Origin of the sequence: Alcaligenes sp. 1735tsa3, assembly GCF_024134565.1 — a bacterium.
GTDB lineage: Bacteria > Pseudomonadota > Gammaproteobacteria > Burkholderiales > Burkholderiaceae_B > Alcaligenes > Alcaligenes phenolicus.
Genome location: NZ_CP099862.1, coordinates 3370031 through 3391672, shown reverse-complemented (window position 1 = coordinate 3391672; position 21642 = coordinate 3370031). Strand labels below are relative to the sequence as shown.

16 protein-coding genes are annotated in these 21642 nt (G+C 58.5%); 12 read left to right on the top strand and 4 right to left on the bottom strand.

Annotated elements, in window-relative coordinates:
- Positions 1-46 precede the first annotated feature (46 nt).
- Positions 47-1324 (bottom strand): NAD(P)/FAD-dependent oxidoreductase, encoded by a 1278-nt coding sequence (locus NIZ92_RS15700; protein WP_254002231.1) that lies wholly within the window; start codon positions 1322-1324, stop codon positions 47-49.
- A 31-nt stretch (positions 1325-1355) separates the two neighbouring features.
- Positions 1356-1670: a non-heme iron oxygenase ferredoxin subunit gene (locus tag NIZ92_RS15695; RefSeq protein WP_009460854.1), complete on the bottom strand. Its 315-nt coding sequence runs from the start codon at positions 1668-1670 to the stop codon at positions 1356-1358.
- Between the two features lie 382 nt (positions 1671-2052).
- Between NIZ92_RS15695 and NIZ92_RS15690 the strand changes: the two genes are divergently transcribed.
- The 11 genes from NIZ92_RS15690 (at position 2053) to NIZ92_RS15640 (ending at position 15253) form a co-directional block, all read left to right on the top strand.
- A complete protein-coding gene (locus tag NIZ92_RS15690) occupies positions 2053-3150 on the top strand; it encodes a TRAP transporter substrate-binding protein (RefSeq protein WP_035273653.1) in 1098 nt (365 codons plus the stop codon).
- Positions 3151-3174: 24 nt separating this feature from the next.
- Complete coding sequence (locus tag NIZ92_RS15685) at positions 3175-5577, top strand: xanthine dehydrogenase family protein molybdopterin-binding subunit (RefSeq protein WP_247966461.1); 2403 nt, start codon at positions 3175-3177, stop codon at positions 5575-5577.
- On the top strand, positions 5574-6410 hold the full coding sequence (locus NIZ92_RS15680; protein ID WP_009464042.1) for a xanthine dehydrogenase family protein subunit M: 837 nt from the start codon (positions 5574-5576) through the stop codon (positions 6408-6410). The genes NIZ92_RS15685 and NIZ92_RS15680 overlap by 4 nt, the downstream gene beginning before the upstream one ends.
- Before the next feature lie 3 nt (positions 6411-6413).
- Positions 6414-7601 (top strand): 2Fe-2S iron-sulfur cluster-binding protein, encoded by a 1188-nt coding sequence (locus tag NIZ92_RS15675; RefSeq protein ID WP_254002230.1) that lies wholly within the window; start codon positions 6414-6416, stop codon positions 7599-7601.
- A 44-nt stretch (positions 7602-7645) separates the two neighbouring features.
- A complete protein-coding gene (locus tag NIZ92_RS15670; protein ID WP_009464038.1) occupies positions 7646-8665 on the top strand; it encodes an ABC transporter substrate-binding protein in 1020 nt (339 codons plus the stop codon).
- The gene (locus tag NIZ92_RS15665; RefSeq protein ID WP_009464036.1) at positions 8665-9444 is read left to right on the top strand and encodes an ABC transporter ATP-binding protein; all 780 of its coding nucleotides are present in this window, start codon (positions 8665-8667) and stop codon (positions 9442-9444) included. Before NIZ92_RS15670 ends, NIZ92_RS15665 begins: the two co-directional genes overlap by 1 nt.
- Complete coding sequence (locus NIZ92_RS15660; RefSeq protein ID WP_009464034.1) at positions 9437-10198, top strand: ABC transporter permease; 762 nt, start codon at positions 9437-9439, stop codon at positions 10196-10198. Before NIZ92_RS15665 ends, NIZ92_RS15660 begins: the two co-directional genes overlap by 8 nt.
- A 38-nt stretch (positions 10199-10236) precedes the next feature.
- On the top strand, positions 10237-10845 hold the full coding sequence (locus NIZ92_RS15655) for a TRAP transporter small permease subunit (RefSeq protein ID WP_035273661.1): 609 nt from the start codon (positions 10237-10239) through the stop codon (positions 10843-10845).
- Positions 10846-10856: 11 nt separating this feature from the next.
- Complete coding sequence (locus tag NIZ92_RS15650) at positions 10857-12533, top strand: TRAP transporter large permease subunit (RefSeq protein WP_060186748.1); 1677 nt, start codon at positions 10857-10859, stop codon at positions 12531-12533.
- A gap of 24 nt (positions 12534-12557) precedes the next feature.
- Entirely contained in the window at positions 12558-13580 is a 1023-nt protein-coding gene (locus NIZ92_RS15645) for an XdhC family protein (protein ID WP_035273662.1), read from the top strand.
- Positions 13581-13768: 188 nt separating this feature from the next.
- Complete coding sequence (locus NIZ92_RS15640) at positions 13769-15253, top strand: NAD(P)H-hydrate dehydratase (protein ID WP_254002229.1); 1485 nt, start codon at positions 13769-13771, stop codon at positions 15251-15253.
- 3 nt (positions 15254-15256) lie between these two features.
- Here the strand turns inward: NIZ92_RS15640 and NIZ92_RS15635 are convergent, their stop codons facing one another.
- Complete coding sequence (locus NIZ92_RS15635; RefSeq protein WP_115634376.1) at positions 15257-16180, bottom strand: EamA family transporter; 924 nt, start codon at positions 16178-16180, stop codon at positions 15257-15259.
- Positions 16181-16334: 154 nt separating this feature from the next.
- On the opposite strand from NIZ92_RS15635, the gene NIZ92_RS15630 reads away from it, so the two are divergent.
- Positions 16335-17939, top strand: a complete 1605-nt coding sequence (locus NIZ92_RS15630) for a phospholipase D family protein (protein WP_035273666.1) — start codon at positions 16335-16337, stop codon at positions 17937-17939.
- Positions 17940-18031: 92 nt separating this feature from the next.
- Here NIZ92_RS15630 and NIZ92_RS15625 read toward each other — a convergent pair whose 3' ends face one another.
- A complete protein-coding gene (locus NIZ92_RS15625) occupies positions 18032-21640 on the bottom strand; it encodes a BTAD domain-containing putative transcriptional regulator (protein WP_035273669.1) in 3609 nt (1202 codons plus the stop codon).
- Positions 21641-21642: the final 2 nt, after the last annotated feature.

Sequence of the window (21642 nt, the reverse complement as noted above, 5' to 3'; positions counted from 1 at the left end):
CTTTAATGATTCGTGATGACGAGGCGGCGCAGGCCGCTTCTCTTTCTTAGACTTGGGCCGTACGAGCCGCTTCTTTCACGTACTGGCGCAGCTTGGTGGCCGGGTCCAGCACGATGGCCGGGTCCACAGGCAAGTTCTGTTCCATGACGCTGCGCAAAGCGCGTAGATCCGCGCCGGCATTGACGCCAATTGCGTGTCGCAAATGCTGGCCTTCAAATGCCAGCAGCATGAAGCTGATGGCATCGCCCTGGCTGTCCATGACGCCGCGTACCTGATAGTTCAGATCCGGGCTGCCTTGGCCCAGCATTTGAATGTTGCAACCGAGCACATCCGTCCAGAACCAACTGACAGGTGCAGCAGGAGCATCCTGCCCGGCAATGGCGTGGGCCACCTGACGGGCTTGCTCGTTGGCGTTCTGCCAGGATTCGGTGCGCGTGCGCACGGCGGTATCGGGGCAGATCTGGGTGGCGCAATCGCCAGCGGCATAAATGCCCGCCACACTGGTGCGGCCCTGGCGATCCACAATAATCCCGGCCGTCATATCGTCTACCGCGATACCACTGGCCCGCGCCAAGGCGGAGTTCGCGCTCAGACCGGCGGCCACAATGGCCAGATCGCCATTCAGGATCTGGCCATCATTTAGTTCCAGCTGAACGGGATGCTCGTTTTCAGCCACAAAGTGGGCCTGACGTACTCCCTGTCCCAAGCGCACGGTGATGCCTTGCGACTCGAAGCGCTCCAGCAACCATTGCGACAGCAGCGCAGGGGCGTTGCGGGCCAGCAGACGTTCATTCGCTTCAATGACAGTGACCTGTGCGCCAGTTTCACTGGCAGTTGAAGCCAGTTCCAGACCCATGAAACCGCCACCAATCACCAGGGCGCGCAAACCGGGTTGCAGACGAGCTTGCAGGCTCAGGGCATCGTCCAGCGTGCGCAGATACAGGGCGTTGGCCTGGCTGGCGGGCAGCAGAGCCAGTTCGCGGGCCGCGCCGCCTGTGGCCAGCACCGCGTGGTCAAAGCTCCAGGTCTGGCCATTGCTCAGGCTGGCCTGACGCGTGGCGCAATCCAGAGACTGCACGCTGGTGCCCAACAAGAGTTCAATATTCTGTTCTTGATAGAACTCGGCTTTTTGCAAAAATACGCTGTCAGTGGTCGCGCTGGACTTGAGCACGTCTTTGGACAGGGGCGGGCGTTCGTAGGGAAGGTGAGTTTCATCCCCTACCAAGGTGATGCTGCCGCTAAAGCCCAGGCTGCGCAGTTCGCGCGCCAGCACCGAAGCCGCTTGGCCAGCGCCGATGATCAGTACGGAAGTGTGGTGTGCCATGATGTTGCAGGTCTCGTCAGCAAAAAAAAGCTCAGGCCTGACTGAAGTCGGCCAGAATATCGTTGCCTTCAATGCGCAGCGGGTAGACCTTGATGTCCACCGTGGCAGGGGCGTTCATCGCCTTGCCAGTGCGCAAACAGAACTTGGCCTGATGCAGCGGACATTCCACACAACCGTCTTCCAGGTAGCCGTCGGACAGCAGGGCATATTGGTGGGTACAGACGTTGTCGGTCAGGTGGAACTCGTCATCCAGTTTGTGCAGGGCCAGTTTCTTGCCTTCCCACTCGATTGCCAGGGACTCTTCGTTGTCGATGGCATCAGTTTCGGAAATTTTTATCCAGTTCAAAGTTGTCTCCGGGTTGTGCTTTCAATTAGTCAGTATACTGTATAAATTATAAAATCAAATATCGTTTTTATAAGGGATTGCGCTAGTTGAGGCTTAAGCTATTGATGATGCTTTCCTTTATCTCATCAAGGACATGCGTCAGTAGTTTCCCTGCTTGACCAAAAATTAATTAATCAGCACACTTACTATTATCGAAGCGGTGAATGTCAATTTCATAGTGTGCTGACACTGCTTGGAACGTCCGTCTGGCCCCTCGGGGGGGACGGTTTGGCAAGGTTCGGACAGTTGCTGTTGGGGCTGCAAGCCAGACTGGCGGGCAAACTACCCAGACCCCTATCGAGCAAGGGGTGTAAATACATTAAAAAATACAAAGAGGTGAGTGATGGAGCGTCGTAGTTTTCTGCTGAAATCGGCAACGGTTGCGGGTGCGGGTTTGGCAGCCGTAGCCGCCCCTGCAATTGCGCAGAACAGCCCCACCGTACGCTGGCGCATGTCTACCGGCTGGCCCAAAAGCCTGGACACCATTTATGGTTCGGCCGAAGCGTTGTGCAAACGTGTCAGCGAACTGACTGAAGGCAAGTTCGAAATCCGCGCTTTCCCCGGTGGCGAGCTGGTGCCATATGCTCAGAACATGGATGCCATCAGCAACGGTACGGTCGAGTGCAACCACGTGCTCAGTACCGCTTTTGTGGGCAAGAACACCGCCGTAACGTTTGATACCGGCTTGTCCTTTGGCATGAACGCCCGTCAGCACAATTCCTGGGTGCACTTTGGTGGTGGCCTGAAATTGCTGCGCGAAATGTACAGCCAGTACAACATCGTGAACTTTGTGGCCGGTAACGTGGGTGTGCAGATGGGGGGCTGGTTTCGCAAGGAAATCAAGGACCTAGACAGCCTGCAAGGCCTGAAAATGCGTATCGGTGGCATTGGCGGCATGGTGCTGTCCAAACTGGGCGCCGTGCCCCAGCAGATTCCTCCTAGCGATATTTACTCCTCGCTTGAAAAAGGCACGATTGACGCGGCCGAGTGGATTGGCCCTTACGACGACGAAAAACTGGGTTTGAACAAAGTCGCTCCCTTCTACTACTCCCCCGGCTGGTTCGAGGGCAGTGCGTCCCTGACCACCATGGTCAATAAAGATGCCTGGGAAGCCTTGCCAGCCAACTTCAAAGCAGCATTCGAGACGGCCTGTAATGAGCAGACCATGCTCAGCCTGGCCAAGTACGATGCCTTGAACCCCGGCGCTCTGCGCAAGCTGGTGGCCGATGGGGCCAAGCTGCGTTACTTCCCCAAGGACGTCATGAAGGCCGCTTACGACAAGTCCCAGGAACTGTGGAAGGAACTGTCGGACAGCAACGCCGATTTTGCCAAGATTTATCCAAGCTGGAAGGCCTTCCAGGAGCAGGAGGCCAGTTGGTTCCGGGTTGCTGAAAGCGCCCTGGACAACTTCACCTTCAGCGAGTTGGGCAAGCGCAGTTAAGCAGCACATTCTTAAGGTAGTGAAATGAGTCAGCACAGTCACCCGTCAAGCCTGGGTGGCCAAGGAGTGGGTGCGCGTATTCTTCGCAAGGAGGATGCGCGCCATCTCAATGGCCGGGGCAACTTCATCGGAAACATGACCATGCCAGGGCTGCAGGAAGTCGCCTTCCTGCGCAGCCCCATGGCGCATGCCCGAATCCGTCAGATCAATATTGAAGACAGCGCACGTGCGCAGGTTATTACCCGCGCCGATATGCCGGACTGTCTGGATATTTACGCCGCTTCCACTTTGCCCAGTTACCAGGCCTCCAGCATGCCGCCGCTGGCCTCGGGCAGTGTGCGTTATGTGGGCGAGCCGGTTGCCATGGCCTTTGGTGAAAGCCGCGCCGTGGCCGAGGACGTTCTGGAGGAGATTGAAGCGCTGTACGACGAGCTGCCGGTTTACGGCAGTGTGCCGGCCTCGCTGGCCGCGCAGGGTGATCTGCTGCATGAAGGCTGGCAGGATAATGTGTTTGTGACACTGCGCTCGGACGTGGCCTTTGAAGAGCATGCCGCCCGTGCCGATCGCGTGATCGAGCACTCGGTCAGCCTGTCGCGTCAGTGCATGTTGCCGATGGAAGGCAAGGCCGTTCTGGCCTATTGGGATTTCCAGGCCGATCAACTGGTGGTGTATTGCGGCAGTCAGATCCCGCATATGCACCGCACTGGCATTGCCCAGTTCCTGGGTATGGATCAGGCGCAGGTTCGTGTGATTTCCCCCGATGTGGGCGGCGCTTTTGGTTATAAATGCGTGCTGCATCAGGAAGAGCTGTGCGTGGCCTGGTTGGCCAAGACCTTCCGCAAGCCCTTTCGTTTCATGGAAGACCGCCGTGAGCACTTGATTGCTGGCGCCAATACCCGTGAACACCAATACCGCCTGAAAGCACACATCAGCAATGAAGGCCGCCTGCTGGCGCTGGATGCTGAAATTGATATTGATGGTGGCGCTTACTCGGTCTGGCCCTTTACCGTGGGTTTGGAAGTAGGCCAGGCCCTGGGCAACTTGCCCGGTCCTTACGATTTTCGTGGCTACCGCTGCCGCACGCGCGGTGTGGGCACCAACAAACCAGGCTTCATGCCGTACCGTGGCGTTGCCCGTACGGGTGTCTGCCTGGCCATTGAACAGATGATGGATCAGATCGCCCTGGCGGTCGGCAAGCCCTCCTGGGAAATTCGCTTGATGAACCTGGTGCAAGGCGAGCAAATGCCTTACGTCAACGTGGCCAACAAGCACTACGACTCGGGCAACTATCCAGAAAGCCTGCGCCGCGCTCTGGCTGCGGTGGATGTGGAGGCTGTGCTGGCTCGTCAGGCCAAGGGTGAGCCCGATGGTCGCCTGATTGGTCTGGGTGTGGCTTCTTATACCGAGCAGTCCGCACACGGTACGTCCGTGTTCGCCAGTTGGGGCACTGCGGTGATTCCGGGTTTTGATCAGGCTTTTGTACGCATGACCCCGGACGGTGGGCTGGAAGTGCGTGTGGGTGTGCACTCGCACGGCCAGGGTATGGAAACCTCGTTTGCCCAGATCGCCAGCGAAATTCTGGGTATTCCCGTGGCCAAGATCAAAGTGGTGCACGGCGATACGGGCCGCACGCCATTCTCTACCGGAACGTATGCCTCGCGCTCCCTGGTGATGTCTGGCGGTGCGGTGTCCAAGGCCTGTAAAGAGCTGCTGCCGCGCGTGCGCAAGATTGCCGCGCATATGCTGAAAGCCGATGTGGACAGCATGCAGCATCAAGGCGATATGTTCAGTGCCGAGGGCCGTCAAATCAGCATCGCCCAAGTGGCGGATGCCTGGTACATCAATCCGCAGCATTTGCCCGAGGACGTGGACCCGCAAGGTCTGGAGCTATCCGTAGGCTACAAACCCAAAGTCGATACCGGCAGCTTCACCTACGCCAGCAATGCCGTGGTGGTGGCTGTCGATCCAAAGACTGGCGGGGTGGAAGTGCTCAAGTACGTGGTGGTGGAAGATTGCGGCGTCATGATCAACCCCATGATTGTGGAAGGCCAGACCATAGGCGGGATTGCCCAGGGGATCGGCACCGCCTTGTACGAAGAAATGCCCTACGACGAGTTTGCTCAGCCGCTGGCATCGACCCTGGCAGACTACGTCATGCCCGGTGCCTGCGAGGTGCCCAATATTCATATCGAACACATGGAAAGCCCATCGCCCAATACCGAGTTTGGTGCCAAGGGCATGGGCGAGGGCGGAGCGATTGCACCTCCTGCCGCCATCATGTCCGCCATTAATAATGCCTTGCGCTCTACGGGAGCACAGGTCTCGCACACGCCCGTGACACCGCATCGACTGCTAAGCGCCATTCGCGCTGCAGCACAGCCCGCCAATCAGCAAGATAAACAGCCCGTGTCGGAGGTTCAGGCATGAAGGCCGCCAAGTTTGAGTATGAACAGGCCCAGAGCCTGAAACAGATCCAGGACGCTTATGGCAGCGACCCTTCCGCCGTGCGCTTGATGGGTGGCAGCCAGTCCCTGGGCCCCATGTTGAATCTGCGTCTGGTGCGCCCTGCTCGAGTGCTGGATGTGTCGGCAGTGCCCGAGCTGCGACAGGTAACGGCCAATAAAGGGCAAGTGCGTATCGGCGCTGCTGTGACTCACGCCCAGATTGAAGATGGCATTCACGAACTGCTGCGCGGCCACATGATGCAGAAAGTGGCAGGCCGCATTGCTTACCGGGGTGTGCGTAATCGCGGCACCTTGGGTGGCAGCCTGGCCCATGCTGACCCGGCGGCAGACTGGGTACTGACCTGTGCCGCCCTGGGCGCACGCATCAATGTGCGTGGAACCCAAGGCAGCCGTACGGTTCCCATGAGCGAATTCATGCTGGCTGCCTACACCACGGTGCTGGAAGCCGGTGAGTTCATCGAGTCTGTGGATGTACCTGAAGTGTCCGGTTCGGCCCGTTGGGGTTACTACAAATTCACCCGCAAAGTGGGCGAGTTTGCTGATGCCAGCTGCGCCTGTTATTTCGACCCGGCCACGCGCACGGCGCGCGTAGTGATTGGAGCCATGGAAGGCGCTCCGCGCTCTTTGCCCGAGCTGGCCGTGAACGTGGCTGCACAAGGGGCCGCCGTCCTGGAAGGGGACACGATTGCAGCGGCCTTGCAGCCGTATCTGGCACAACGGGATGAAGCTCATCAGGTGCTGTTCCGTACGGTAGTAGAGCGCAGCCTGAAGCAAGCGCTGGGTGTGAAAGGTTAAGACATGGCAGAAATCTCGATTCAAGTTAACGGTCGTCAGCAAAAGCACGAGGCCGAACCGCGCACCCATCTGGGTGATTTCATCCGCGAGAAAAGCCGTTTGACCGGCACCAACCTGAGCTGTGAACACGGTGTGTGCGGCGCATGTACGGTGCTGGTGGATGGCCGTCCAGTGCGCTCCTGCATCACTTTTGCCGGTGCTTGTGATGGCCACGAAGTCACCACCGTGGAAGGCTACGACGACGATCCGATCATGAGCCGTCTGCGTACGGCTTTCTCGGAAAAACACGCCTTGCAATGCGGCTTCTGTACGCCCGGCATGTTGGCGACCAGCCGCGACATCGTGCTGCGTTTGCCCGATGCAGACGAAGCCCGTGTGCGTATTGAGTTGTCCGGCAATATTTGTCGCTGCACCGGCTATCAAGGCATTACAGCCGCCATTCTGTCCGTGCTGCAAGCCCTGCGCGATCAGCCCGATGCCCAGGTAGAAGCCTTGCGCGCTGCCGTGGTGCAGAACGTGCAGCAAGACTGGAACCAGGACGGCTTTACGACTTTTGAAGCTGTACAGGAGGAAGTACAGGCTCCCGCCCCGGTGGCGGCAGCTGCGCCCACTGCGTCCGGTAGTGCCGACAAGGGCAAGGGTCAGGCCATTCAAGGTGGTTTCGATGCCCGTTTCCCGGCCGATCAGGTTTGGGCTTTCATGAAGGATTTGCCCAAAGTGGCGGGCTGTCTGCCCGGCGCGATTATCGAGTCCCAGGAAGGGGCTACGGTACAGGGCAAGATCGCCATCAAATTTGGCCCCATGTCGGCTGCCTTCAAGGGTAATGCCACGTTGGAAGAGGATAACGAACGCCGTGCTGCCGTGCTGCGCGGTGAGGGCGTGGACTCCTTGAGCCAATCGCGTGCCCGTGGCGATGTCAGCTTTCAGGTCAATCCGGATGGCGAAGCGCGCAGCCGCGTGGAAGTGGAGCTGGTGTATTCGCTGCAGGGGCCACTGGCGCAGTTTTCGCGCTCCGGGCTGGTTCAGGATTTCGTGCGCCGCATGATTGCGGAGTTCGGCAAGAACGTGAACCTGCGCCTGGAAAAACCACTGGCCGAAGGCGAAGAGCCGGTGGTGGCCGAGTTCAATCCGGTCAAGATGTTCTTCAGCATTTTGTGGGACCGCTTCAAGGGACTTTTCCGGCGCTCATAAGCGCATAGACGACGCAAGACGATAAATAAAACGGGGGTAAGGAGATGACGGAGCGTAAAGCTTTGGGGGGACGTGTGCGCCTCGCAATCGGGGCCACCTTCTTGTTGAGCACCTGGGGGGCGGCAGCCGAGCCCTTGAATGTAAAGCTGGACTGGACCCCTTGGGCCGTCCATGCACCGTTTCATCTGGCCGTGGAAAAGGGCTGGTTCAAGCAGGCTGGCCTGGATGTACGGCTGGAAGATGGCAACGGTTCTGTCACGGCGGTGCAGATCGTGGGTGGCAGTGATCGCTTTGATGTGGGCCAGGCAGCGCTGGCATCCATGGTGATTGCACGCAGCAAAGGCTTGCCAGTCAAAGGGCTGGCCACCTTTGCCACGTCCAGCGACATTGGCGTGCTGGTGCCCAAGGATTCGGGCATTAATGGGCCGGAGGGTTTGAAGGGACGCAAGATCGCTTATACCGCTGGTTCCCTGGAAGCGCCTTTTGTCGATGCGTTTCTGGCGGCGGGCGGCTTGCGTCGCAGCGATGTGGATCTGCTGAGTGTGGATGCGGCTGGCAAGGCAGCGACCTATGCGGTGGGGCGGGCCGATGCCGTGATCTCCACCATTCCATTTGTACTGGCTTCGGTGTCGCGTCAGCGCGCCTCCAATGCCATTCCTTTCGCCCAGCATGGCCTGGATATGGTCAGCTTTGGTCTGTTCACCAGCGAAGCCAAGCTAGCCAGCCGGGGACAGGAGCTGGCGACTTTTTCCAATGTGGTGGCCAAATCCTGGAACTACATTTACAGCGGTCACGAACAAGAAGCGGTGGATGCGATTGTGGCGCAACGCCCCAATGCGCGTTTGGACAAAGCCATTTTGCTGGACCAGCTGAACATTCTTAAAACCTACTTTGGCCCCGCTGTCGAGCAAGGCAGTATCGGCGTGAACCAGCCTGCGGACTGGGACAAGACAGTTGCCACGCTGGAACGGGTAGAGCTGATTCCTGCCGGTCAGAAGGCCACGGACTATTACCAGTCCGGCGTGGTCACCCCGCAATCCCTGAGCAGTCTGGAGCTGAAGTAATGGCGGCGCGGGTACTTTCTCAAGATGTGCGCAAGCGCTTTGAGGGCGCGCGTGATGTGCTGGCGCTGGACGGCATCAATGTCGATATTCAACCAGGCCAGTTCATCAGCATTCTGGGCCCCAGCGGCTGCGGGAAAAGCACCTTCCTGCGTTGCGTGGCCGGGCTGGAAAACATCAGCAGTGGCTCCCTGACGGTAGACCAGCAACCCGTCAGCGGCCCGCCCGACCAGGTGGGCATGGTGTTCCAGCGCGATGCCTTGCTGGAGTGGCGCAGCATACGCGACAACATTCTTTTGCCTTTGGAGTTTGCCGGCAAGCGCACGGCCGATTATCTGGACAAGGTGGATCAATTGCTGGCCTTGACCGGCCTGTCTCAGTTTGCCGACAGCTATCCACGTCAGTTGTCTGGAGGCATGCGCCAGCGGGCCTCCATTTGCCGTGCTTTGGTGGATGATCCGCGCCTGCTGCTGATGGATGAGCCTTTCGGTGCGCTGGATGCACTGACGCGCGACAACATGAACGCCGAATTGCAGCGCATCTGGATGAAAACGGGCAACACCACCTTGTTTGTGACGCACGGCATTGCCGAAGCCGTTTTCCTGGGCGATACCGTGCTGGTGTTCTCGTCTCGTCCAGGCCGCATTCTGGAGCAGATCAAGATCGACTTTCCTCGTCCGCGCCCGCTGTCCTTGCGCGAGACCCCGGAGTTCGGCCGGCATGTCGCTCATATCCGTCAATTGTTCGGTATTGCCGATGGTGCAGGAGACAGCCATGAATAAAGCCTTGCGTTCCATGCCCAGCTGGTTGGCGGGCGTGGTCTCTACCGTCGTGGTGCTGTTGGCATGGGAATTAATTTGTTGGCTGGGTCAGGTGCGGGAAGTGATTTTGCCGCGCCCCTCGCTGATTCTGGAGGATTTGTATGGCGAACTGGGTTGGTACATGGGTCAAGCGTTATACACGCTCGGCATCACGCTGGCTGGATTTGTATTGGCCGCCGTAGGCGGCGTGCTGATTGCCGTCGCCCTCGTGGGTTCACCGCTCTTCGAGCGTTTTTGCTATCCCCTGATTGTGGGTTTCAACAGCATTCCCAAAGTGGCTTTGGCACCGCTGTTCGTGGTCTGGATGGGTACCGGCTACGAGCCCAAGGTGGCCATTGCTTTTCTGATCGCCGTCTTTGCCGTGATTGTGGATACGGTGCAAGGCTTGCGCTCGGTCTCGCCCGACATTCTGGACCTGGGCCGGGTTTTGAAAGGCGGGCCGGTTGCCCTGTTTTTCAAAGTGCGCCTGCCCTCTGCGCTGCCATCGATCATGGCGGGCCTGAAAGTGGCTCTGTCCCTGGCTTTGGTAGGGGCTATTGTGGGCGAGTTCGTGTCCTCCCAGCGTGGCCTGGGCTTTGTGATCATGAGCGCCCAAGGGGTGTTCGACACGGTGCGGGTGTTCTCCGCCCTGTTCATTCTGGCCGTCATGGGGCTGGCGCTGTACTTCCTGCTGGATGCAGTCGAAAAGCGCGCCACCCGTTTTCGGTCTCATTAGATTCCAACTAACTTCAACGCAGAAAATCTGGGGGATTGATGCAATCTTTACTCAAACTATCCAGGGCGATCGACAGCCTGAATCAGCTATGTGGCCGGGTGGTCATGTGGGTGGTTTTGCTGGTTGTCGTGATCAGCTCTTATAACGCCATCGCGCGCAAGTTCTTTGACTCCAGCTCCAATGCCTGGCTGGAGGTGCAGTGGTATTTGTTTGGCGCCTTGTTCCTGCTGACGGGCGGCTATACCTTCTTGCGCAATGAGCACGTGCGTGTGGACGTGCTGGCCTCGCGCCTGTCCGAGCGCAAGCAGATTGTGATCGAAGCCGCGTGTGTGGTGCTGTTCATGCTGCCGGCCTGTATTGCCATCATGGCCTTGTCCTGGCCGGTGTTCATGGACTCCTATCTGACTCAGGAAGTGTCCTCTAATTCCGGCGGCCTGATTCGCTGGCCCGCCAAATTGATTATTCCCATCGGCTTTGCCCTGATTTCCTTGCAGGGGATCTCGCACCTGATCAAGTGCATTGGTTTCTTGCGCGGTGCCTGCCCCAACCCCAACAAGAAGTTGCAGGAAAAATCGCCCGAAGAGCTGCTGGCTGAAGAAATTGCTCGGCAAGCCGAGGCCAAGTTAGCGCATCAACACAAAGGCTGAACCAGATCATGATGGATTTATTTGTCGCCAATATGGCGCCAGTGATGTTTGCGTCACTGATTGTTTTCTTGCTGCTGGGCTTTCCGGTTGCCTTTGCGCTGGCCGCCAACGGTATGGTGTTCGGTCTGATCGGTGTGGAAATGGGCCTGTTCAACTGGTCCCTGTTCCAGGCGCTGCCGCTGCGTGTGTTTGGCATCATGGCCAACGATACTTTGCTGGCCATTCCCTTCTTTACCTTCATGGGGCTGATTCTGGAACGCTCCGGCATGGCAGAAGACCTGCTCGATACGATTGGTCAGCTGTTTGGTTCCATGCCTGGTGGTCTGGCCATTGCCGTGGTGTTTGTGGGTGCCATGCTGGCTGCAACCACAGGTGTGGTGTCAGCCTCGGTGATCTCCATGGGCCTGATCTCCTTGCCCATCATGTTGCGCTACGGTTATAGCCGCAGACTGGCCACGGGCGTGATTGCCGCTTCAGGCACCTTGTCGCAGATTATTCCGCCGTCGCTGGTGCTGATTGTGCTGGCTGACCAGTTGGGCCGTTCGGTAGGCGATATGTACCGCGGTGCCATGGTGCCTGGTCTGGTGCTGACAGGCGCTTATCTGCTTTACATCCTGATTCTGGCCGTGCTGCGTCCCAAGGATGTGCCACCGATTCCTGCCGAACATCGCACTTATTCGGAGGCCAATGGCCGTTCGGGTGCGCGCTCCTTGTGTGTGCTGCTGCTGATCTCGCTGGTGGCCGGTTATATCTTGGACGAATTTTGGGTTGACCCCAACGGCCCCGTAGATGAGAAAGTCATTATCTGCATCTTGCTGGTTGGTGGTGTGGCGTTCGTGTTGGCCCTGATCAACAAATGGCTGAAGCTGGGCTTGCTGTCGGTGCTGGCAGAACGCGTGGTGTTTGTGATGATCCCGCCCCTGGGCCTGATCTTTCTGGTGCTGGGCACGATTTTCCTGGGTATTGCCACCCCCACGGAAGGCGGTGCGATGGGCGCAGTCGGTGCCATTCTGATGGCGGTCAGCCGTCGTCGTTTGAGCACCGATCTACTCAAGCAAGCCATGGATACCACGGCCAAGCTGTCCTGCTTCGTGATGTTCATTCTGATCGGTTCCACCATCTTCTCGCTGACTTTCCGTGGCGTGGATGGTGACTTGTGGGTGGAGCACCTGCTGATTGACCTGCCTGGCGGCGAATATGGCTTCCTGATTCTGGTCAGTGTGCTGGTGTTTGTACTGGCCTTTTTCCTGGATTTCTTCGAGCTGGCGTTCATCATCGTGCCTTTGCTGGGGCCGGTGGCCGACAAGATGGGCATCGATTTAATCTGGTTTGGCGTGCTCTTAGCCGTTAATATGCAAACATCCTTTATGCATCCACCATTTGGCTTCTCACTATTTTATTTACGCTCGGTGGCGCCCAAGGATGATTACATCGATAAAGTGACCAAGAAAAAGATTCCGGGTGTGGCCACAGGCGACATTTACTGGGGCTCCGTACCGTTTATTTGTATCCAGATCGTGATGATTGCTGTGGTGCTGTTGTTCCCTGGCATGGTGACGCATTACAAGGGAACGGGCGCCCAAGTTGATCCCAATACAGTCACGATCGACATGCAGGACGAGTACGGTGCCGACCTGAATCCGTTTGATGATTCGGGCGAGGGTGGCGGTATGCCGGTATTCAAATAAACACAGGAAAGACTGGAGACACATATGGAGAGCCTGGATGTCAGGGTATTGCGCCAGTTGCACGAGTGGCGCGCACAAGGACGTGATGCCATTTTGGTTACGGTTGTGCAGACCTGGGGCTCGTCCCCCCGTCCAGAGGGATCCATCATGGCTCTGGAAAAAGGTGGGGCGGTGGTCGGGTCGGTCTCGGGTGGTTGTATCGAGGACGACCTGATCCGTGCCTATCACGACCCCGCAGGGGCGGATAGGCGCCTGCATGGCGATGGCTGTCCTCAGATGCTGACGTATGGCGTCAGCGCGGATGAGGCGCATCGCTTTGGCCTGCCTTGTGGTGGAACGATCCGTTTGCTGGTGGAGTTCAATCCCTGCCCGCAAGCCCTGTCGGAATTGCTGAGCTTGTTGGAGCAGCGCCATCTGGTGCAACGTCATGTGGATCTGCAAACTGGCCGTGCCTGGGGCAGTGCCACCCGCGTTCCGGCTGCCTTGCATTTAAGTCAGGACAGCCTGTCGGTGACTTTTGGCCCGTCCTACCGGCTCTTGCTGATCGGTGGTGGGCAACTGTCCGAGTACGTGGCGACCATTGCCTTGTTCAACGGCTTTGATGTGACGGTCTGCGATCCGCGCAGCGAGCATATTCAAGGCTGGAGCGTAGCGGGTGCGCGTGTAGTTAAGGGCATGCCGGATGATGAGGTCATTGCCTGCGTGCCGGATCGGCGTACGGCCATTGTGGCCCTGACGCACGATCCCAAGCTGGATGATATGGCCTTGCTGGAGGCGCTCAAGAGCAGTGCCTTTTATGTGGGGGCGATTGGTTCGCGACGTAATAACCAGAGCCGGCGCGAACGCCTGGCCGAGCACTTTGATCTGACGGCCGAGGAAATCGACAAGCTCAAAGGTCCGATTGGTTTGTATATAGGCAGCAAGACCCCGGCAGAGATTGCCGTCAGCATCATGGCCGAGATCATTGCGATCAAGAACGGGGTGGAGGTACCGCGTGAGCTGTCCGTCGGCTCTGTCAAGGATAGACAAGAACAGCCGTCGGCCTAGGTGGTGGCTGTTGCGACAGTTCTGCATTCAGACTTTTCGCACTAAGATAAGAGAACGGGCGGCGACCCGTTCTTTTTTTGTCTCCGGGCCGCCCAGGACCTGACGCCTTCTGTTTTCAGCAGGCCGCCAGCGGGTGACCAGCCCGTGCAGCGTAGGGACGTTTTGATTTCTGCCTTTGTGAGCCTGCCATGCCCTTTGTGTCCCAATATGGTTTTTTGCCCCTGAGTGCCGCGCCCGGAAAACAGGCCCTGTACAGTCCGGCACAGTGCGCCAGCATGGATGCAGCCGCTCCGGCTTTCGGGGTATCCATCGAGCAATTGATGCAGGCCGCTGCCAGTGCGGTGGCGCGTACCGTGCAGCGCCACTGGCCGCAAGGAGCGGTGCTGTTCTTGTGCGGGCCGGGTAATAACGGTGGAGATGCTCTGGTGGCGGCGCAGATTCTGCGCGAGCAGGGGCGGGTGGTTTCCGTGTTCAGTCTGGTGGACCCGTCTATACGGCAGGGTACGGCCGCCTGGGCGCAAACGCAATGGCAGGGTCGCTGGGAAAGTCAGTGTCCGGACTTTCGACGTTTTTCCGTGGTGGTGGATGGTTTGCTGGGAGCAGGCCTGGATCGTGATGTGGAGGGTGAGACAGCCGCCTTGATTCAGGCTTTGGCGGCTTCCAAGGTTCCTGTATGTGCCATTGACGTGCCATCGGGCCTGGATGGGGCCAGCGGGCAGGTGCGCGGTGTGGTTGCCCCTGCCACGGTGACAGTCAGCTTTGTGCGCTACAAGCCGGGCCATGTGCTGTATCCGGGCCGTGCCTTGTGCGGCAAGCTTGAGCTGGCCGAAATCGGTATGCCAGCGCCGGCCTTGCAAGAGGCCAATACCTGGTTGAATGAACCTGCCTTGTGGCAGGCTCATCTGCCGCAGTTGGGCGCCCAGAGCCATAAATACACGCGTGGGCACGCTTTGGTGGTCGGGGGCGAACGGATGACCGGAGCCAGCCGTCTGGCGGCTCGTGCAGCACAACGCGCAGGAGCCGGACTGGTCAGCATGGCTGTGCCGCCCTCGGTCTGGTCGGTGTACGCCGGTGCGCTGGACAGCATCATGGTGGCCCCCTTGGATGACACTTTGACCACGGACGAGCGCATTCGCGCCTGGCTGGTGGGGCCGGGTGCGGGATTGGGTGAGGAAACCCGTCGCCTGACTTTGGCTTTGCTGGCAACGGGGCGACCTTGTGTTCTGGATGCGGATGCCATCAGCAGCTTTGCAGCACAGCCCCAGGAGTTATGGGATGCCTTGCATGAGCAGTGCGTATTGACTCCTCACGCGGGCGAGTTTGCCCGCGTTTTTGAGGAAGCGCCTGATCGTCTGGAAGCGGCACGACTGGCTGCTACGCAATGTGGTGCCGTGCTGGTGTTGAAGGGAGCAGATACTGTTATTGCCGCGCCCGATGGGCGGGCCTTGATCAATGCCTGCGCACCGCCGTGGTTGGCCACCGGGGGCAGCGGGGATGTATTGGCGGGTCTGGTCTGTGGCTTGTTGACCCAAGGCATGCCTGCTTTTGAAGCGGCGGGGGCGGCTGTCTGGCTGCATTCACAGGCCGCCCTGGAGTTTGGTCCCGGATTGATCCCGGAGGATTTGATAGAGGTGCTGCCCTGTGTTTGGCAGCGCCTTCTGTCCAGGGCCTGATACTTACTTGCGTGGGGCGCGCTGGTAGGCCAGCGCCACAATCCCGCTCAGCACCACCGCGCCACCCAGCAATTGGGTGGAGTTCAAGGTCTGCTTCAGAATCAGCCAGCCCAGAATCAGCGAGGCCACCGGCTCCATATTCATGAAGGGCGCATTGCGTGTCATGTCCAGGCGGGGAGCCAGCACAAACAGGGTCACAAAGCCCGTGGTGTACAGCACACAGACCAGCGACAGGGCAATCCAGCCTATAGCGTCGTGGGGCAGCGAAGAGCCACCGGGCAGCAGTCCCAGAGGGCTAAGTGCAATCAGGCAGACCAAAGTTTGGCTGATGGTACAGAAACTGCGTACCAGGCCGGGCAAGGGCGCCAGTTTATTTTCTGTAATCCACAGGCCAATCGCAAAGGTCAGGGCGGTCAGCAGGCTGCACACCACGCCCAGGACCCACTGCCCATCCAGCGTTGCGCCCTTGATCAGACTGGGAGCGTCCAGCGCCAACAAGAGGCCGATCAGAATTGCCACCATGATGATGGAGGTTTTGCGCGTGGGTTTGTGCCCGCCCAGTATCCAGGTCAGTAGCGCCAGCAGAATCGGGTACATATTGGCCACCAGCAAGGCCAAGGCGACGGGGATACGGGCAATGGAGGAATAAATCAGCATGCACTGCATGGTGATCAGCCCGCCCAGCATCAGTTGCCAGCCCAGATACTGACGGGGCACATACAGGGCTTGCTTGCGCCAGATCAGCAGCATGCTCAAGGCCAGGGTGGCCGCGGCCGAGCGAAAAATAACCGAGATGATTAGCCCGGTGCCATGGTCCAGCGCCACTTTGGCCGCGATATGGTTGGCGGCGAAGGAGCTGCCCAGCATTAACAGCAACATAATGGCAAGGTGACGGGGCAGTAAGGCAGGAGATGTTGCGGGGGGCATGCTACTTTTATTTCAAGTTTAAAGAATGGGCGGATGCTTTATTGTTGTCCGCCCTGTCACTTGCTGCAAGTATTGATTGCGAAACATGCCCAGGCTTGGTCCCGAGGGCGGTGCTACTATGTTGAGCGATGTCCATGTCCACAGAGATGCCTTCATGAAAATCGACCCCGCTAAAAAGCCGACGATTCCTCGTTCTACGGGACAAGCGCCGTCCTTTTTCTGGCGCAGCTTGATGGCGGGTGGGGCCTTGCTGGCTGGCCTGACAGGCTGTGCCCTGCCTTCGCTGGAAGGACGTAGCCAAAGTGAGGCTTTGCCGCTGGATCAGGCCAAGGAGACCATGATTGGCCAGGCTGTGGCCCCCATGGCCCAGGAGCATCCCGGTCTGACAGGCATTTATCCCTTGTTCGATCCGCACGATGCCTATGCTGCCCGTGCCTTGTTGGCCTTTGCCGCTCAAAAAACGCTGGATGTGCAGTATTACATCTGGCGGGGCGACACCACCGGCACCTTGATGCTGGGCACCTTATTGCAGGCTGCCGAACGTGGCGTGCGTGTGCGCTTGTTGATTGATGACAACGGCATCACCGGGCTGGACGATATCTTGGCCGCTTTGAACGCTCACCCCAATGTCGAGGTACGGCTGTTCAACCCCTTTGTGCTGCGCTGGCCCAAACCTCTGGGTTTTCTGACGGACTTTTCCCGTCTGAACCGGCGCATGCACAACAAGTCTTTTACCGTGGATAACCAGGTCACCATTATTGGTGGGCGCAATGTAGGCGATGAGTACTTCGGTGCGACTCAGGACGTCTTGTTTGCGGATCTGGATGTGATGGCGATTGGCGCGGTGGTGCAGGACGTCTCCAAGGATTTTGACCGTTACTGGGCCAGTCAATCGGCCTATCCGGTGGACAGCCTGATCAAAACGGGTGGTTCGGAAGCTCTGATGAAGTTTCAGGCCAAGTTGCAGGAAGCCGAAGCGCAACCACGCGCCAAGGATTACCAGCAGGTGCTGCGTGAGTCGGACCTGGTCAGCCATTTGGTGCGTGGTGAGCTGGATTTCCAGTGGGCGCGGACCACCATGATCAGTGATGATCCGGCCAAGGCCTTGGGCCCGGTCAACCCGGAGCAATTGATGGTCTGGCAAATGGACCATGTGCTGGGCAAGCCCACCAGCCAGGTGGACCTGGTGTCCTCGTACTTTGTGCCTACCGCTGCAGGTGTACGGGCCTTTGAGGACATGATGAAGCGGCCTGGCATGAAGGTCCGTATCCTGACCAATTCCCTGGCTGCAACGGACGTGACGGCCGTACATGCAGGCTATGCGAAACGACGTAAAGCCTTGTTGGAAGCCGGGGTGCAGTTACTGGAGCTGCGGCCCACCATGGACAAGCCTACGCGTCACGGCTCCGGGCCTTTTGGTAGCTCGGGTTCGGCCCTGCATGCCAAGACCTTTGCGGTAGACGGCAAGCGCCTGTTTGTGGGCTCTTTTAATTTCGATCCGCGTTCGGTCAATTTGAATACGGAGCTGGGCTTTATTATCGAGAGCCCCGAAATGGCGCAAGCCCTGTCCAAGAGTTTTGAGGACGTCCTGCCTTACCGCAGTTATCGTGTAGAACTGGATGAAAAGGGTGATCTGGTGTGGATTCAGTTGAACGAAGACGGCACCCAGCGCTTTTTCACCTCCGAGCCGAATGCCAGTATCTGGCGTCGAGCCGGGGTAGGCGTCTTGTCTATCCTGCCGATCGAGTGGCTGCTTTAAGCCGATTCAATTATCGGTAGCGGATCTGAAATGCCCCCAAGGAGTCAGCTTGATCCTTGGGGGCATTTTCTTGTCGTTACTGGTTTTATTGACTAGACCTTGAGCTTTTGCACGGCCTGTCGGCGTGTCTGAATCCAGTCTGCGTAGCGATGCAAGCCATGTTTTTCCATGTGTTGCTCGGCCAGATTCCACTCCTGCAAGGCTTGCGCGTTCTCGCCCAGCGCCATCCAGGCGTCCCCGCGCACACAGTGCAGTTCGGTGCCCAGACTATTGGTGTCATAGCGCAGACCTTGAGCGGCAGCCTTGTCCAGCCAGGGCATGGCTTCATTGCTGCGACCCAGACGTATCATGGCGCGAGCAATGCGGCTCATCAGGCCATCTGTGCTGATGGGTAGACCGTACTGTGCGATCTGTACGCAATCGAGCAGGGACTGCAGACTGGTTTCTCGGCCTTGCAACATCACTTGGCAATAGTGCAGGTACGAGCGACTAAGTGCAGACCAGGGCTCGGGGTTATGCGATTTTTGCAGCTCTTGCAAGGACAGCTCGGCCACTTGCTGACAGTCTTCCAGCTGTTCCATCAGGTAGTAGGCCTGCATGACGAACAAGTGCGTAATGGCGCGCAGTGAAAAAGCGGTATCCGCACGCAAGGATTGCAAGGCCAGATGGACATGTTGCTGAGCGGCATCCATATTGCCTTTCAAGGCCAGGGCGACGCTCAGGGTTCCAAAGGTAATGGACTGAGGAAAGTGCTCGGCAATGGCCTGACGACCGTTCTGCTCCTTCAGGTCATCAAAGACGGCCAGGCTCAGGTTCAGCGTCTGGATGGCATTGGTGACATTCCCTTTCCACAGCTCGTGCTGGCCAATGGCGTACAAGGCCCAGCTGCGGTTCTGATCGTGGCTGGTTTCATTGGCCAGAGCCAGTAACTGGCGCGCTTTTTGCAGGGCTTGCTCGAAATTGCCCTGGGCTTGAAAGGCTGTCCAGGCTGTCCACAAGCTGATCATGACCTGATCCGAGTCATGCTCGTCATGCAGCTCATGGCCCAGCTCGTAGGCCATGGCTGTAGAGGCGGAGGCGGGGCCGTACAACGAGGACTCAATCGCGCCTTGCAACATGCGACATTCAAATTGCAGGGTTTGGCGAACCTGCAAATCTTCAATCAATTCGCTGCGGTTCAAGGAGCGCTGCAGGTATTGGCTGGCCTGGCGCAGGTCGTCCTGTGCCAGCGCTTCGCGGGCCGCACGCTGCCACCAGAAGGCGGCTTCCGGACTTTCCGCTTCGCACAGATGCAGGGCAATGTACTCGGGCGCGTGACGGCGGCGTATGCCGTGCTGGGCGATGGCGTAGTGGGCCTGACGCAGTTCTTCCTGCATCGCTACACGTTCCAGCGCTTGGGAGACCAGCGGCAGACAGGAGACATGCTTGTCATGCACATCGATCAGATCCAGCGTTGCCAGCGTGTCCAGTCCACTGCTCAAGGCGGTGTTTTCCAGGCGCAGCATCAGAGCCAGCTCGTCGATGGAAATAGGCTGTGCCTGCAAGGCGATGCTGGTCAGGATGTGGCGTGTTGCGGGCAGGAGGCTGTGGTACTGGGTGCAGACCAGGTCAGTCAGGCACAAGGCATCGCTGCATTCACTATTGAGCTCATGGCAGCGCAGCAGCTCGTTGGCATGGCCCGGATTGCCTGCGCTTAAGCGGACCAGGCGGCTGCGTTTATCGCGCGCCAGCCTTTGCCCCCGTTGGCCGCTTAGCAGGCTGTTGATGCTGGAGCGATCCAGTGTACGCAGGCTCAGGTGCTCGGCACGTTCCAGTCCATGACCGGGTTTGCGGCTGGTCGTCAGCAGCAAGGTGGGGTGACGCGGTGCCGTGTGCGCCAGCAAGCGGATCAGGCGCTGGGTAGGCGGGTCGGCCCATTGCACGTTTTCAATTATCAGCAAGCGACGGCGTGGCGAATTGCCTGGGCCGCTGAGCAAATTGAACAATAAATCCATATGAGCCGTGGAAGGCTCGTTCAGGTCTTGCTCGTCCGGGCCGCTATTTAGCCATTGATGCAGGGACTGAGCCTGTTTGGGGCTGATTTCCAGTGCCTCTTGCAAGGTTTGCACGGAGAAGGGATCGCGCTGCTTGCCGTTTTGCGCGGTGAGGTAATCGGCAATCTGCTCGTGCAGCCAGAGACGAATCGGATGCCAGGCCACACGACGCTTGTCTTCACGACAATTGAGCACAATGCAGTGGTGGGCGGTTTTCTGCACATAGTCCGCCAGAGACTGCACCAGCAGACTCTTGCCGATATGAGCCCGACCGTGAATGGCAATGTGATGCAAGGCACGGTTGGGACCGATATGCGACCAGGCTTGCACCAGATGGTCGAACTCTTGCGAGCGGCCATAGACGCGGCTGGTTAAACGCGTAGGGTCTGCGTCGGAAGGGCTCAGATTAAGCCACAGCGCTTCGCTCTGGCGGCCCAGCGGGCCTTGCACATCCTTGGTGTCCAGACGCAGAGCGGCCTGCACGCTGATACGTGGTGTGCCGGGGCTGGCTTCCCAGCTCAAGGGCAGTACCACTTGTGCCAATTGGCCCCAGGGATCGGGGTAAGCACTTTGATCGTCCATGGCCAGATCGGCGTGGAGGGCGATGCTCAGCTTGACGTTTTCATCCATGCGCAAGGTTGCCGCAACCCGTGCCAATGCGGCTGCTTGCGCAACGGGCGACTCCAGCAACTCGGGATAGCCAAAGTAGGCAATCAACTGATTGGGACCGGCCTCACAGGGCCAGCCGCCATGCTGTTCAATCAAGATTTGCAAGGTCTGGCGACATTGTTCCAGCAGATGGCCGCCGCGCTCACGAGCATGCCGGTGACCGGGCTCAAAGCGCAGGCAAAAGCCGACCGCGGCCAAGGGGCGCAGGCGCAGGGAGACCATCGTGGGTAAGGATTTGGCAGGGCTGATCGAGCGTGCCGGCAAATCCACCAGACTGCGTGTCTGGGCACTGGGTTCGCAACCCAGGCGGTCGGCCAGCAAGACCGAGCACTGCTCGTAGGCGTGCAGGGCAGCTTCATGCTGGCCTTCCTGTTTCAGCAGCCGAATCAGCTCTTGATGCAGTTTTTCTTCTTCTGGCCAGATCAGGAGCCAGCGTTTAAGGTAACTGATTGCTTGCGGCGTAGGCAGTGTGCTCAGGCCAGACTGTATGTAACGGTCACGGCATTGCGACAGAGTTTGACGAATGTTTTGCTGTGTATCCTGCAACCAGTCCTGTAACTGCTCGCCATGGTGCAGTTTTACCTGCCCTAGCAAGGGGCCTTGATACAGGTTCAGGCGCTCCAGATCGTTAAGCGATGGCTGACTGGGGTGTTGCAACAGGCTGAGCACATCCACCTGGGTGTGGCTGGGGTCCAGGGCCAGGGTGTCATTGGTAATGTGCAGGGCCTGATCACACCCCTCAAAGGCGCGGCGCAAGGCGTGCAGCGCGTGGCGTAAACGAGCGCGGCCCACACTGATGGGGTCTTCATGCCAGATCGTTTCAGCCAGACGGCTGCGACTAATCGGCTTGCCCTGGGCCAAGGCCAACATGGACAATAAAATACGCGCTTTATCGTAGTTAATGATTTGTGCGCGGCATTGTCCTTTCACCAGCAGTCGGTAGGTACCGAGCAGGTAAATTTGGGCCAAGTGCGAGGCGGAGGAAGGCAAAACATCCATGG

What these genes read in the sequence shown, in the direction of transcription:
- NIZ92_RS15700 (WP_254002231.1), bottom strand. Translation starts at nt 1,324, where the DNA reads ATGGCACACCACACTTCCGTACTGATCATCGGCGCTGGCCAAGCGGCT.
- NIZ92_RS15630 (WP_035273666.1), top strand. Translation starts at nt 16,335, where the DNA reads ATGAAAATCGACCCCGCTAAAAAGCCGACGATTCCTCGTTCTACGGGA.
- NIZ92_RS15675 (WP_254002230.1), top strand. Translation starts at nt 6,414, where the DNA reads ATGGCAGAAATCTCGATTCAAGTTAACGGTCGTCAGCAAAAGCACGAG.
- NIZ92_RS15645 (WP_035273662.1), top strand. Translation starts at nt 12,558, where the DNA reads ATGGAGAGCCTGGATGTCAGGGTATTGCGCCAGTTGCACGAGTGGCGC.
- NIZ92_RS15635 (WP_115634376.1), bottom strand. Translation starts at nt 16,180, where the DNA reads ATGCCCCCCGCAACATCTCCTGCCTTACTGCCCCGTCACCTTGCCATT.
- NIZ92_RS15670 (WP_009464038.1), top strand. Translation starts at nt 7,646, where the DNA reads ATGACGGAGCGTAAAGCTTTGGGGGGACGTGTGCGCCTCGCAATCGGG.
- NIZ92_RS15685 (WP_247966461.1), top strand. Translation starts at nt 3,175, where the DNA reads ATGAGTCAGCACAGTCACCCGTCAAGCCTGGGTGGCCAAGGAGTGGGT.
- NIZ92_RS15650 (WP_060186748.1), top strand. Translation starts at nt 10,857, where the DNA reads ATGGATTTATTTGTCGCCAATATGGCGCCAGTGATGTTTGCGTCACTG.
- NIZ92_RS15625 (WP_035273669.1), bottom strand. Translation starts at nt 21,640, where the DNA reads ATGGATGTTTTGCCTTCCTCCGCCTCGCACTTGGCCCAAATTTACCTG.
- NIZ92_RS15660 (WP_009464034.1), top strand. Translation starts at nt 9,437, where the DNA reads ATGAATAAAGCCTTGCGTTCCATGCCCAGCTGGTTGGCGGGCGTGGTC.
- NIZ92_RS15680 (WP_009464042.1), top strand. Translation starts at nt 5,574, where the DNA reads ATGAAGGCCGCCAAGTTTGAGTATGAACAGGCCCAGAGCCTGAAACAG.
- NIZ92_RS15655 (WP_035273661.1), top strand. Translation starts at nt 10,237, where the DNA reads ATGCAATCTTTACTCAAACTATCCAGGGCGATCGACAGCCTGAATCAG.
- NIZ92_RS15690 (WP_035273653.1), top strand. Translation starts at nt 2,053, where the DNA reads ATGGAGCGTCGTAGTTTTCTGCTGAAATCGGCAACGGTTGCGGGTGCG.
- NIZ92_RS15665 (WP_009464036.1), top strand. Translation starts at nt 8,665, where the DNA reads ATGGCGGCGCGGGTACTTTCTCAAGATGTGCGCAAGCGCTTTGAGGGC.
- NIZ92_RS15640 (WP_254002229.1), top strand. Translation starts at nt 13,769, where the DNA reads ATGCCCTTTGTGTCCCAATATGGTTTTTTGCCCCTGAGTGCCGCGCCC.